General features: G+C 37.6%; 5 protein-coding genes. All 5 read right to left on the reverse strand.

Annotated elements, in window-relative coordinates; genetic code table 11:
• Positions 1 to 5: 5 nt before the first annotated feature.
• Positions 6 to 3,086 (reverse strand): SusC/RagA family TonB-linked outer membrane protein, encoded by a 3,081-nt coding sequence (locus OGZ34_RS12110; RefSeq protein ID WP_263360350.1) that lies wholly within the window; start codon positions 3,084 to 3,086, stop codon positions 6 to 8.
• A gap of 1,048 nt (positions 3,087 to 4,134) precedes the next feature.
• Positions 4,135 to 6,315, reverse strand: coding sequence for a M1 family metallopeptidase (locus OGZ34_RS12115; protein WP_263360351.1), 2,181 nt, complete (start codon positions 6,313 to 6,315; stop codon positions 4,135 to 4,137).
• A gap of 343 nt (positions 6,316 to 6,658) precedes the next feature.
• Complete coding sequence (locus tag OGZ34_RS12120; RefSeq protein WP_263360352.1) at positions 6,659 to 9,754, reverse strand: DUF5107 domain-containing protein; 3,096 nt, start codon at positions 9,752 to 9,754, stop codon at positions 6,659 to 6,661.
• 182 nt (positions 9,755 to 9,936) lie between these two features.
• Positions 9,937 to 12,942 (reverse strand): glycoside hydrolase domain-containing protein, encoded by a 3,006-nt coding sequence (locus tag OGZ34_RS12125; protein WP_263360353.1) that lies wholly within the window; start codon positions 12,940 to 12,942, stop codon positions 9,937 to 9,939.
• 136 nt (positions 12,943 to 13,078) lie between these two features.
• The gene (locus OGZ34_RS12130) at positions 13,079 to 14,068 is read right to left on the reverse strand and encodes a c-type cytochrome (protein WP_263360354.1); all 990 of its coding nucleotides are present in this window, start codon (positions 14,066 to 14,068) and stop codon (positions 13,079 to 13,081) included.
• Positions 14,069 to 14,140: the final 72 nt, after the last annotated feature.

Below are 14,140 nucleotides of genomic sequence, written 5' to 3' on the forward strand. Positions count from 1 at the left end.
TTATTTTATAACGTTAAGTTAAGACCTAGTGTAATTTTACGTGTTTGTGGGTACATATCTCTAGCTACACCCGAAATCACGTATTCTTCAGTTGAAGCATCCCAATTTGGTGACAACTCCGGAGTTACACCTGAAAAATGTGAGATGGTAAATAAATTTTCTCCGGTAATAAATAACCTTAAGTTGGTAATGTGTAAATGTTGAAGAGGTATATTATAACCTAAAGATAAACTTCTCATTTTTAGATAAGTTCCAGTTTCTAAGAAACGGGAAGATGATTTTTGGGAGTTACTTGGGTTGTTGTAAATCGCCTGTGGGTGTGTAGCAATATCACCCGGTTTTTCCCAACGGCTCCATCCGCTATTTAGATTCATTTGGTTTCTGTCTGAATAAGCACCATCCGAATCAAATTCTGACCTGGCGTAGTTGTAAATTTCACCTCCAACAGAATAGCTGAATATAGCTGCAAAATCAAAATTTTTATAGTTTAAACTGGTTGAGAATCCTCCGAAGAAATCCGGAGTATAAGAACCCACTACTTTTTGATATTTGGAAGCCTCACCATAACTATAGGTTTTTACACGTTCTCCGGAAGCATTAGTAGTAAACCACTGTGGTTTCCCATTTTCAGGATCAACACCAGCCCATTCGGTTAAGAACCAGCTGTCTACATCATATCCTGGTTTTAGTAGTTTTTTAGCAGCACCTTCCACACCGCTTCGGTCGGAAACAATTATTTCCTGTTTGTCACCATAAAGACCGGTTACTTTATTTTTGTTAAACCCAATATTGGCGTCAAATGACCAAACAAGATCTTTAGTTTTGATAATATCTACATTAACTGAGGCTTCAAACCCTCTGTTGTTTACTGCCCCAACGTTTCTCCAGATACGAGTTACTCCTATAACACCCGGAAGCGGAACCTGGTACAATAAATCTGAAGTATCTTTATCATAATAATCTAAAGTAATATTTACTCTCTTGAAGAGACTTATGTCTAGACCTATACCGGTAGTGAATGTTTTTTCCCAGCTTAGATCAGGATTTGCTAATTGTGAAATTAAGGCACCGGGATTTTCATCATAACTTTCTTGAAAAGAGTATAACGGCAGGTGACCGTATAAGCTGTTTGGACGATTTCCGACCGAACCATAACTGGCTCTTAGTTTTAGGTTATTCACCCAATCCGCTTTAAAGAAAGCTTCATTATGGATATTCCATCCACCACTAATAGAGAAGAAATTACCGTATTGTGCATTTTTACCAAAATTAGAAGCTCCGTCACGTCTAAAAGAAAATTGTGCCAAATAGCGATTATCATAGGTATAATTTACATTTGATAGTAAGGATTGTACTGCCCATTGTCTTTTATTTCCGTTTACAGCTTCAGGTTTGGCAGCTGGGTCTGTCACACTAATTCCGGGAGGAATTCCTGTTGCAATTGCCTGTGTTTTTTTGAAATTATATTCATTCCATTCATAACCTGCAACCGCATTCACATTATGGGAACCAAATGATTTGTTAAACCTTAACAGTTGATTAGTGTATAGCTTGTTATAGGTTTCGAATCTGTCTTCTATTCTACCTTTTACGGCTAATGCTGAGGACGATCTCGGATCCGAATAAGATGTTGAATTGTAATTGTCAAATATGTAATTGTTTACAGAAGAATACGTCAGCCAGCTTGTTAATTTTGCATCGAAATCCATATTGGCACGAACAGTATATTTTTCCGATTCAGAATAATTCCATTGTAAATCATACAAATAGTTAGATCCGGTTGTATTTACCCAAGTTGGGTTTGGTGCATTTCCTACTAATGATCCATCCGGTAAATAAGGACTGTCCCAAGGCAGGTTACGATACATTGCTCCAACATCATGTTGCTGATTGTATACTTTTTCTCGCGTTAGATTGATCTGTGGTTTTATGGTAAGCCATGAAATTGGTTTGTATTCAAATTTCATCAAACCGTTATATCTTTTATAATCGTAGCCCTTTATAGCTCCGGTTTCATCATAAACTCCTAAGGAAACATAACTTTTAAAGTTTTCTCCACCACCACTAATCGATAAGTTGTAATCCTGAGCAATACCGGTTTTAGTACCATTTTTCCACCAGTCGTAGTTTTTGTTTCTTAATTCTGGAGTCCACCACCAAACGTTCTGAAAATCTTGTTTGTTGGCGAAAGTATTGTAATAATCATACAGCTCAGATCCGTTCATCATTTTGAGATTTCCATTGTTTATGGTAGACAGTGCTGTTCTTGAAGAGAAATTAATGATTGATTTCCCGGCTTTCCCGCTTTTTGTAGTAACTACAATTACCCCATTGGCTCCTTGTGAACCGTAGACGGCCGTAGAAGCAGCATCTTTAAGAACCGTTAAATTTTCGATGTCAGAAGGATTCATAGGAGGAGAACTGTTTCCAACGATCACACCGTCTACTACCCAAAGCGGGTCAGTGCTTCCGTTTACGGTAGTTTTACCTCTAATAATCACTTTTGAGGCACCTCCAGGCTCACCTCCACTGGTACTGACAAAAACTCCACTTGCTTTTCCAGCCAGTAAGTTTTCAACAGTTGGAGTGGTAACATCCAATAGTTTTTTATTGTCTAAAGTCTGTAGTGACCCTGTTAAGCTTTCTTTTTTTACTTTACTGTATCCCACGATAACAACTTCATCCATTTGCTGTCCGGCTTCTTTCATCGTCACTTTAATAGCACCGTTTCCAGCCGGGATTTCCTGATCCTGCATTCCTAAAAATGAGAATACTAAAATGGTGTTGGCATTTGGTATCTCGATTGCAAAACTTCCGTCGATATCCGTTTGGACACCGGTCTTGGATCCTTTTATAATAACATTTACACCGGGAATTGGAATTCCTTTTTCATCCACAACTTTGCCCTTTACTATTTTTTGAAAGGTCAGTAAGCTGGTTTTGTTTAAAGAAATCTCTTTTGAGGGAGCAGCAGTTGTAATTTGAAAAGTTACGGACAACAAAGTACACAATGTTGTTTTTAAACTTTTATCAAGTACTGTCTGCAACTTTAAAATCTTAGGATTTTTTGAAAGTGCTTCTTTCATGCTCTTGTTTGGTTTTGGTTAATGATTGTTTTTTTGTCAAGTTGTTTTTTTGCCGTAATTGGTATTTGAAGTGTTCCTTTTTTATGGCTTAAGAATCGAATAAAAGAGGCTTAAAACATAGGATTATTCCCACTCAATGTTTTTATTACTTGACGAAACTATCGATTATATTTTTATTAACCAAGAAAAAACATGAAAAATGTGCTCGAACACACAAAATTTGTGTTCTCGAGCACATAAAATTGCACAAAACGTTTTTTTTAAACTAAAAAAGTAGCGTTTTGTTAAAATTAAAGGGCCGAAAAAGAATAGTTCGATATTTATATTGTCAAAATGTAAATATTCTATTTTTAAGTTATTAAAAAGAGTTGTGTTTAATTTTGTGAATTTCGTAATTGCTATCCCTTTATGTTGATAATAAAGTAAGTTTTCTATTGTTATTCTGTAAGGTCGTTTCAACAGGATTTTTGCCTTTTGAGGATGAATTTACTTTGAGAGTAGTTGTGTTTTTGGAGTAAAAAAAGGATTCAGTCTATGAGTAAAAAAGATCAGGATTAGGAAAGTGTTTTGAGTCCGATTTTAGGAATTCAAGAGGCAGTTTTTTTGGAAGCGGAATTCTGAAAAATCTGAAGAGAAATCAATTCAATTTTTGGGTGCGTAGAGGTGTAAGAGATATGCTTTTTTTGTAAAAAGATATGGGATTAAATTATAAAAGATGATTAAAAAAGAATCGAAATACTAAGAAAAGCAGATCAGATGCCTCGTTTATTTAAAGACTGGTAGAAAAGTAATTTAGATCTAATGAATAGAATGGATTGTTTGTTAAGAACAATTAAAATGAGGACAAATGGAGAAGTGGAAACAAAAGCAGCAAAAGTCTGAATAAAAAAAAGTAGTATTTCGCTTTTTGATTTTGGTAACAAAAAAAGCCTCTCCAATCCATAAGATCAGAGAGGCTATAGGAAACAAAAATTTTTAAGTACTAATTATAAAACCTTGTTCCTTTGTTGTTTTTAAATAACATTGGTAGTAAAATCTAGTTTGCTGCTTACTTTTGATTGTTGAATCTTTTAAGCAATGGCGTGATATGATTTTTAGTGTCTTCGTCTAAGGCAGCTAAGGTTTTATCTGCTTCATCCTGTGAAAATTTGGATAGTCCGTAGATTCCTGCTGCGGCCACATTGTAAGACTGATTTTTAGCGCTTTCAATCATTAAATTCTTGTAAGTTGTATCTCCGGTTCCTGCAAGCTTTATAAGTGCTGTAGCTCTTGCATATGTCTTTTTATCGTTTTGGGCAATGTTCAGTAAGGCTTTAAGAGCTGCTTCTTTTATTTGACTGTCTCCCAGATCAATTCCTTTGATGCTAAGCGTTCTTAAGTCTTCTTGCTGATCTTGAAGTCCTGCTAAAAGTATCAGCTGTGCTTCGTGACTTTTGTCTTTCGCTGCAAATTTTATCGCTTCAATTCGGTTGTAGAATGAAGGCGCATTTTTGTACTGATATTGGTAATCGGATATTTTTTTATTGTCAATCACTTTACCTACCAGAATTTTGTCAGGATCAAGATCTATAAAATCCGGTTTTGAAGGAAGGTCAAAACTGAAATTTTGCTCTCTTTTATCAATTAGAATATCTTTTCTGACTTTAGTTCCATTAATATAAAAATCTACTTTTAGCGGAAGACTAAAGGTTTGTACCGAACTTTCCTGAACTTGTTTTACGGCAATTGTAGTTTTTCCATCGGCATAGCCATATTCAACATTCAGAATAGGGTTTCCTTCCTGAAAATACCATTGGTTAAAATAAGGATTCCAGTCTTTTCCGGTTACTTCTTCCATTGCCAAACGCAATTGATGACTTTCTCCCGTTTTAAAGGCATTGGTAGTAAGATACTTATTCAAAGATTTAAAGAATGCATCATCACCCATTTGATTTTTTAAAGCATACAATATGATAGAGCCTTTTGAGTAACTGATGTTGTCAAACATATCTTCTTTGTTTCCATAATGAAAACGTGCCAATGGTGGACTAACTCCGTCTTTTGAAGAACGCAGACAGTTTTGTAATTTCTCATAACGAGATCGGTCTTCGGCATCCTGTCCTTCATCGTGACCGTGCCAAAGTACCTCTCCAAAAGTGGCAAAAGATTCGTTCATGGTTAGGTTAGACCAGGATTCGGCGGTAACATAATCTCCAAACCATTGGTGAAAAAGTTCATGAGCAATTGTACTTTCCTGATTATCGTCTAACAATTCTCTTTCGGTTTTTTGTACGTGTTCACCGTGAAGGGTAGCTGATGTGTTTTCCATTGCACCGGATACGTAGTCTCTGGCTACAATTTGAGCATATTTTCCCCAAGGATATTCAACGCCTAGCATTTTTCCGTAAAACTTCATCATGTCTGGAGTTTTTCCAAAAATCTGTTTGGCATATGGTGCGTATTTTGGTTCAAGGTAATAACTTACCTCATTTCCGTTATAAGTGTCTTTGTAGATTTTAAAATCCCCCACAGCCATCATAAACAAATAAGGAGAATGTGGTAATTCCATTTTCCAGGTATCAGTACGGGTACCATTTTTATTGTCTTTCTGAGAGATTAGTTTTCCGTTTGAAAGCGAAGTGTATTTGGTATCAACGGTCATGGCAATTTCAGAAGTTGTTTTCTGATTGGGTTTATCAATGGTTGGAAACCATGCCGATGAGGCTTCAGTTTCGCCCTGTGTCCAGATCTGAGTTGGTTTGTTGTCTTTTCCGTCAGGGTTTATAAAATACAATCCTTTTGCATCGGTAATTGCGGCACTTCCTTTGACTTTTAACTCATCTGGTTTTGCCGTATAATCGATAAAAATGGTGTATTTTTCGGTGCTTTTATATTTTCTGTTTAAAGTTATAAAAAGCTGTTCGTTGTCATAAGTATACTTTAACGGAATTGTCTTTTTACCATCAACAACAGTAATTGCTTTAAAATCCATTCCTTTGGCATCAAGTCTAAGCGAATCGGTTTCATAAAAGTGAGGCTTTAAAGTAAGCCATGCTTTTCCATATAGATAACGTTTCGCATAATCAAAGGATACGTCAAGTTTGGTATGTACAAGGTCATTTACTTTTAAAGGCGTGACCTGATAAATGGATAACGGGTTTTTAGTCTGATCGCTATTTTGGGCCATCGCATTTTGACCCGCCACAAGGAAAAGACTGAAAAGTGAATACTTTAAAAAGTGTTTGTTCATTGTTTGGTTTTTAGAATGATTATTTTGATTGATTATTGTTTAAACTATTATTCGCTGTTGGGTGTAAATCATTTTAACACATAGCAACATAGGTTCTGTACTCATTAAAAAGACGTTTCACTTCATTTAAATACACATAATCTTCTATGTGAAAGAAATTTATTCCTTTTCTGTTCTCTTTTTGGACCAAAATCTATGTTTCTATGTGTTGAATCATTTTTATCCTCGACGAGTTGTTATTATTAAAGCGGTTGAAATATAGTTGTTAAGGCTTCAAAAATGTATTTTACTTGCTATAAAACTCGTATTTTTATTTGGAAAATACAATTTTACCGAAAGTATTTTAAAGTTTCTCTATAATTCGGACTTCACCATCTTTTTCATCTTCTGTTAAAATATTAGATTGTTTTTTAGTGTATGTTTCAAGAGACCACTGCACAATTTTATTGTCAGGATATAATTTGGCTTGTTTTTGCAGCCACTCCTGTGCTTTTTGTGTGGAAGAAGTTTTTTCGATTGCCCAGGCCGAAATCAATTGATTGGCAGGCAGAAAATTCATAACCGTATTGTCTACCTTTGGGGTAAATATCGTAATTTTTTGTAAAGCCGTTTGTGCTTTTTCAGGATCCCCCAGACTTGTATAACATTGATAATTCAGCCAGTTTTCCAGTCTTTCGTCAATATCTTCTTCGTATGGTTTTCCAACTCCTAAATTTTCCGGCCATAATTTGGCGTCTGAAATAAATTGTAACGCTTTTTTGAATTGTTTGTTTTTCATTTCATCCAAAGCCTGCATTAATTTTGCTTCATGATACAATTGTCGCCCTACTGTAGCGCCTTCAAACGGAAGAATTTCCAGTTGGGTTAAGAATGCATCGGCAGCAGCGTATTTTTTGTTCAGAAGCAGCGTTTTGGCATACAACATTCCCATCACATAATTAGAGGGATGTTTTTTATAGAAAGAAGCTGCGGTGGCAAGGGCTTTATCAAATTGTTTCTGAGCAATGTAATATTCGGTTAAAAGTTTAGGATATCTCCAGCTCTGCTGATCCAGTTTAATGGCTTGTTGAAGACTGGATAAAACCAGTTGGCTGTCATTTTTAAACAGCGAAGCTTTGGCCCCATAAAAAGCCGGATCAGCAGGCAGGTTGACACATTGTAAAAACAAGTCTTTTGCTCTTGAACTATTATCGCGATTCCATTCGATTAACGCCAAATGGTATTTCAACTGCCACTGAGGGGTGGTTTTTATGAGTTTTTCCAGAATTTCGGCTGTTTCTCCACGGAAAGGGAAACTATTGTCAGGTTGGAGTTTGCTTAAATCAACAGCTTTGTTTTCTAAATAAGCTTTCCAGTACTCAATTTCAGCATTTGGATAGGCAAGCGAAAGTACTTTTAGCGCTTCTTCTTTGCGGTCAATTTGTTCGTACCAAATTCCCAATTCAAGATAGGTTTGCTGTGGCATTTCGTTTTGAATTAAAGCCATAAACTGTTTTTTGGAGACATCAGAAGACTCCCATAGGTATTTTTCAAAACCAACAAAATGGTTGAGCGGATCAACCTTATTTATCGTATTGAGAATTTCGACTGCTTTAGTTTTATTGTTTTGCAGACGGTACAAGACGGCGAGTATTTGCAGACTTTCTAAATTGCCCTGATTGTTTATCAAACTTTTTTCGGCATATTCTGCTGCTTTTGCAAGATCGTTTTCAGTAAAGTAAATTTTGCTTAAAGCGGTATAAGCAGAACTTCGGAATTCAACGCTTGCTGCTGCGATATCAAAACCGTCTTTGGCATCGGTAGTATTGCCTAAATGCAGATTGGCCAGTCCGTAATAATAATTGGCAGCAGGGTGGTACGTATCAATGGATAAAGCTTTACTTGCTGAGTGGACAGCTTCACGATATTGGAATTTACGAATTTGTAAAATGGCCAAATCAGCCAGAGCAGGAGCATAATTAGGATCTTTTTGAAGACAGGCTGTTAGTTTTTCTTCCGCTTTTACATAATCTTTAAAACTAAGATAGTTTTTTCCCTGAAGGTATAATCCGTACATCGAGTTGTGGTCAAAATCTTTTGGAGTTTCCAATGGACGATTCAGATTTCCATCTTCCGGAGCCGAATTCCAAACGAGTTTAGTACCGCCAAGTGTCAGTCGAAGTTTAGTTTCGTCAACTGCAATCTGAATCGAATCTTTGAAGGACTGCAAAGTGTTTACTGAAATATCTTTTGAATATATTTTTTTTCCATTGTCAAAGACTTCCAGTTTTTCGTTTAGTTTTTGAAGTGGGGAAAAATAGATTTTCAACCAGCCGTTTTCATTTTTCACGTTTAAAGCGCCATAATTATTAGCTTTTACGAACCCTTTGATTTGTTTTACCGGAAACCAGTATTCCGTCCACAAATCGGTTTGATAGGGAGCAAAGGAACGTTGCTTGAAAGGGGTTAAACTGCTGTTTTCACTTGCCTGATTGAAGAGCCTTCCGCTCTGAACTTCTACGTATTGACCGTCGGTATCGGTTAATAATTTTTCCCAGATCATTCCTTGTTGTGACAGTCCCCAAATCCATATTTTTTTGCCGGGTTTGTCATCGTGATTACCATACCTGCCCATTCCAAAATCTTCATCATGGTAATATCCACCAAAAAAATCGTCGTATTTACCAAAGACATGATAGGATTTGTAACCGCCAAAATCGTTGTTTTTATAGAAGGATAGGTCTTTGCCATTTTCCTTGTCAATGGGCCACGAATTGTGCTCGCCATTGTGTCCGATATAACTTTGTCCGGGGTAAATAAACTGCAGATTTTGGGAGGCTTTTATACCCGTATTCATCCAGGTATAGTAAGGTTGCTCGGTTTCGGTGGAATTGAACCAGAAGGAATTTGTGGTAAAATAAGCTTTGTCTTTGGGTAAATTGATGTCCAGTTTCCATGATGTTCGTGTGAGCAGATCCAGCACGCCGATCACGCAACTTACACTTCCGTCCGCTCGGGTAAAGGTGACATAATCAACAGGAGTAGCACAGTTGGGAGTGTGTCCGATGATACCATAATTTCCCTCAACACCTCCGCTAGTCCACGGACCGCGCATGGCGATATCCCTGAATTTAATCACATGATTGTTGTAGATAAAGTCCTTTCCGGTTGATTTCTCAACAGCCGACCAAACTTTTCCGCCAATTTCAGGAAGAATCATGAGTTTGATGTAATCATTTTCGAGTTCGATTACTTTCCATTCTTTTTGTATGGGTTTATTGGTAAAACCATCAAAACGAAAATAGGGATATACTTTTGTATCCGGTTTCGGAATCGGATCAGGATCTGAAAAAGGGTAGGTGGTGAATACTTTTTTGTACTCTTTTATGGTGGGTTTATTTTGTGCATGGACAAACAGGCTTCCAAGGAGCAGGATCGGCAAGAAAGGTTTAAGTTTCATATGGAGAGCTATTTACGGTGGTTAGAACTTAGTTGGTTAGCTGGGCTGTTTTACCTCGTTTATGTCATTTCGACGAAGGAGAAATCTCCACAAGAAACGCTCAATCTTTGTCGAGCTACTATCGAAGATTTCTCCTTCGTCGAAATGACAAACCAAAGTGTGTAATCTTTATAAAATGGACGTTATTTTACGATCAACAACCAGCCTTTTCCTTTTGATACCGGTAATTCATCTTTTACCGTAAAAGTTTGTGCCGGTTGGAAATTCAATACTTCAGGTGCCGTAATAGTGGCTTTTGCCGGATTGATTCCTAATTTTTTCCAGTCGATAAGTAGTTTCACTTTTACATCAGTATCAGCCCAGCTTGCGATAGAGATTAAAGCAGTTCCGTTTTTTTTGTAAACCGTCGCCAGCACTTTATCGTTTGATGTTTTTACCGGACAGTTTTCGCTCCAGTAGCCAATCATTTCCGAACCTTTAATTCCAAAAGTATCCCATAATTTCCATACCGGTCTTGGGTCTGCATTGTGGCTCCATGGCATTCTGTTGGTCATTCCGTACACCATTCCTCTCCACGGATTTCCTCCGTCCTGTAGCATTTCACCCATCAATCCAAAAGGAATTCCGCTTACTTCCGTCAGAAAAAAGTCAGGATTGTTTTTTTCGTAGTCAAAATATTCTCCAAACCACAGTTTGTTGATGTACGGAAAATGCTCCATATACAAATTGGCACTGTTGTTAAATCCGTCACTTTTGTTGTATTGATTAGCACTGTGGAGGTCAATAATTCCTGGATGCCCGTCTTTGGTAAGGACTCTTTTGATTCGTTTCATGGTAATTCTGTCAAAAGCGACATCATCGAGATAAACGCCATCGATGCCCACATTTTGTGTCAGCCAGTTCATTCCTTCTACATAATAGTTGTGCCAACGGTTCATTCCGCTGTTTACAATGGCAGCGTCTTTAATTTCAGGTACAAACCAAGCCGCAATATAATCGTCTCCCACATGTTCCTGCAGCCAGGAGAACCCGCCTCCTTTACCCGGAGAGTAAATTTCATGTCCTAAACTTCTTAAGGCAAAAGTCTCGTAAGCTTTGTTTGAAACTTCTCTAACGGTATTGTAAATTTTAACTTTTAATCCTTTTTCATGAGCTTCATCGATATAACTTTTCATTTTTTTAAATTCAATGAAAGGATAGTTGATATAAGGATTGATGGCGTTGGCATGGTGAATGTTGATTACTGTTGCCCCGGTTTTTGCAATTGTATCGATATCACTGTATTTGTGATAAAACTTAGTATCCCACTGAAAATCGGTGTTTAGAGCATGGAAAGGGGTGATTAGTAAATTGAAATTATAATACAAAACATCTCCCTTTTTCATGTTTCGGGCTCCGCTGTACGCATTCACCAAAACCGATTTTGGATTGGGAGTGATGGTAATTCCTCCTTTATTTTCGTTCCCCCAGGAAGTTGGAAGCAATAAAGGTTTTTGCAAGTAAAAATTGGTGTTTAACGGACGGCTGTATTTTTCGTCGCGTAAAGAAAATTGCAATCCTGAATTTACATTTCCAATCCAAGCCCCATCCTGATTTTTGTGCGCAACATCCCATTTCCAGTCAAAATTGGCAGGACGATCGCCTCCTTTTTGACCTAATCCCATCATGTATTTTGCAGAAGAGGGCTGAATTGGCATTTGGAAATTGATATCATTAAATACAGCATCTTCAAGTGCCGTGATTTTTACGGTGTACGTTAAAAAGCCATCAAATTCTAAGGAAGCATGTACATCCATCTGAAGTGATTTTGATGTAGAAATACTTTCCCAGGAAACGGTTCCGCTTTCTTTTTTCAGAAATTTAAGGCCTGTGTTTTTCCACTGTAGAGACTCTTTTCCTGTGGCATCCAAAAAATGAAAAGCTAACGGAGCACTTAAAATGTCATTGGCTTTTGAACCAACTGTTGTCATTTCGGGTGTGAAATAAGTTTGAATTTGTGTTGGAAAACCATTGGAACCCAAAACTACTTTTCTGCCCAATAAGGAGATTTCTGTATCTTTTACAGTTAATGGAGTGTAAGGAGCAATAACCGTATTCTCCTGCGCTAAAGTAGAGTTTAACCATTTTAGACGTGTCATTTTCTCGGGAGAATCGATGCCGCCGTTTTGCGTAATTTCATTCGTTACTTTGATCTGAAGTACAATTTCTTTCGACTTTCCGTCGGCAGTTACGATAGCTTTTCCACTATAGGTTCCGGCAGCAGCAGTTTGGGGAACATCGATTCCGCACCACAAGGCCTGTATTTTTCCTTTTGAAACAGAAACGGTATTGGCAAAAACCGATCCATCGTATTTAGTCCCGTCAGTATTGATGCAATTGATCTCTTTAGATTCGATGATGGCTCCTGTAGAACTGATTAGATTTGAAAAGGTAACCTTTACGTTGTCAAGATTCTGCAAAGCATAAACACCCAATTGAAACGCCAGATATTCGCCTCTTAACGCCGTGTCCGAAAAAGTATTTTGAACACCTTTTTGAATCCATCTTTGTGGCAAATCATTTTTCATTCGGATAGAATACAGTCGGTCTTCCGGGAATACCAGAAAGGAGTTGCCGCTGTTTTTCGCAATAATATCTTTCGTTTCGGCCGCAGTTGCGATTACTTCCATTGGGTAAAAACTGTTGAAAGCATTTACACTCTGAATTTCGGTAACCGTACAATTGTCAGTTAAATTGGATTTGATTTTAGCAAGCCAGGTTGCTGCTGCTTTATCTTCGGGTTTGGCATATACACCTTTTGGATAATTGGCATCACCTTCGTCAATGTATGGCAGGTAATACACATAATAAGTTCCTTTTCCTGAAAGGGGTTCAAAGAATATAGTGCCCTTTTCTCTATTGATGTCAGTTGTTTTTATGTTTTCAATAGTTTTGCCAGAAGCATCCTGAACAATGATTTTTTTCAGTTCGGGTTTTTCGTCTCTTCTGCGCCATTCGATGGTGGTTTTGGCAACATCTCCCGTACCGTTAAAGGCTACTACAACTCTGTGATTCCCCAGTAAGTTAGGGTTCCAGCTGTCGTTACCGTCTGAGTATTTTATTTGCGCAGTTAATGAAATACTGAAAACGAATAGGCATAGAATGAATAGTCTACTCAAAATGGGTTTGTTTTTTAGGTTTGTTTTCATTGCTTTTATTATGTGAGATGTTATCTGTGAAATGTTAGTTATGAATTATTAGTTATGAGTTATTAGTTATTAGTTATGGGGTTCGGACAATAAACAACAAACCATAAACAATTAAACAGTTAATCGATTAACCATACTAATATACTGCTTTCCAGCCATTTTTTTTCCAGTAGGCGATTATGGGTTTGTAAGGTCCGTATTTATGTTGTTGTTCTGAGAAGTTATCACTGAAAGGGCTGTGTGCATAATCAATAGGTTTGCCCATTTTATTGGGATAATCAAATGTTTTAGGATTGGGTCTGTCGTGTACGGCATCATCATTTACATAGGCCGCAATATCCAGTGCCTGTAAGTCGGTTAGGTAAGGTTTTCCGGGGCTGACTTTATCATACGGCATATTGCTTTTTAGCCATTGTGCCTGTTTGATGACTCTGTGCATACTTGAACCCGGCTGATATCCGTATTGCCCCCAAAGCGGTGGGTAGGTGTAGCCTGATTTGTCGGCATTGTACTGACCTTCTCCGTTGTTTCCGTGGCAGCGGGCACAATTTTCGATAAAGAGTGCTTTCCCTCTTTCCGGACTTGCGGCTACATCCGGAAATTCAATTTCGAGGTTTTTGGCTCCTTTGAAATCACCATCTTTCGGAACAAATTTGCTGATCCATTTGAAGTACGATAAAAAAGCAACCATTTCTTTGCTGTCGAGTGGAAGTGGTTTCCCGGAATGTGGACGCATGATACAATTGTTGACCCTTTCGGCCAGAGTAAGGACCTTATTTTCACGTCCGCGATACTGTGGATAATTGTCGTGAGAGGACATTAAATTAAAGGCATAAGGTTTTGTTCCTGCATCCTGGTGGCAGTTGGTACAATTCATCTTGTTGCCTAAGTATTTTCCTTTGATTCCGTTTGGACCAATGTAATACGCTGTTTTTAGCATTAATTCTCTGCCATAACGAACGGATTCTCCAAATGGATCGTCTGGAATTTTTGAGGTGTCAATGGTGATATACGAATCATCATCAGCAGTTTTGTTTGCTAATGTCTGCGAATTAGAGGTATTGCACGAATTGAAAACGACAATTGGCAATGCTGAAAAAAGTCCGATAAGAATTGTTTTTTTCATGTCGTAAAATTTTTAACCTGTTTTGTATCCCAACAATCCCAAAGCCTTGAGATGAGCCTGTTCCTTTTTTAT

The organism is Flavobacterium collinsii (assembly GCF_946903285.1).
GTDB classification, from domain to species: domain Bacteria; phylum Bacteroidota; class Bacteroidia; order Flavobacteriales; family Flavobacteriaceae; genus Flavobacterium; species Flavobacterium collinsii.

Coding starts and splice junctions, on each gene's coding strand:
- OGZ34_RS12110 (WP_263360350.1), bottom strand. CDS start 3,086: ATGAAAGAAGCACTTTCAAAAAATCCTAAGATTTTAAAGTTGCAGACA.
- OGZ34_RS12115 (WP_263360351.1), bottom strand. CDS start 6,315: ATGAACAAACACTTTTTAAAGTATTCACTTTTCAGTCTTTTCCTTGTG.
- OGZ34_RS12120 (WP_263360352.1), bottom strand. CDS start 9,754: ATGAAACTTAAACCTTTCTTGCCGATCCTGCTCCTTGGAAGCCTGTTT.
- OGZ34_RS12125 (WP_263360353.1), bottom strand. CDS start 12,942: ATGAAAACAAACCTAAAAAACAAACCCATTTTGAGTAGACTATTCATT.
- OGZ34_RS12130 (WP_263360354.1), bottom strand. CDS start 14,068: ATGAAAAAAACAATTCTTATCGGACTTTTTTCAGCATTGCCAATTGTC.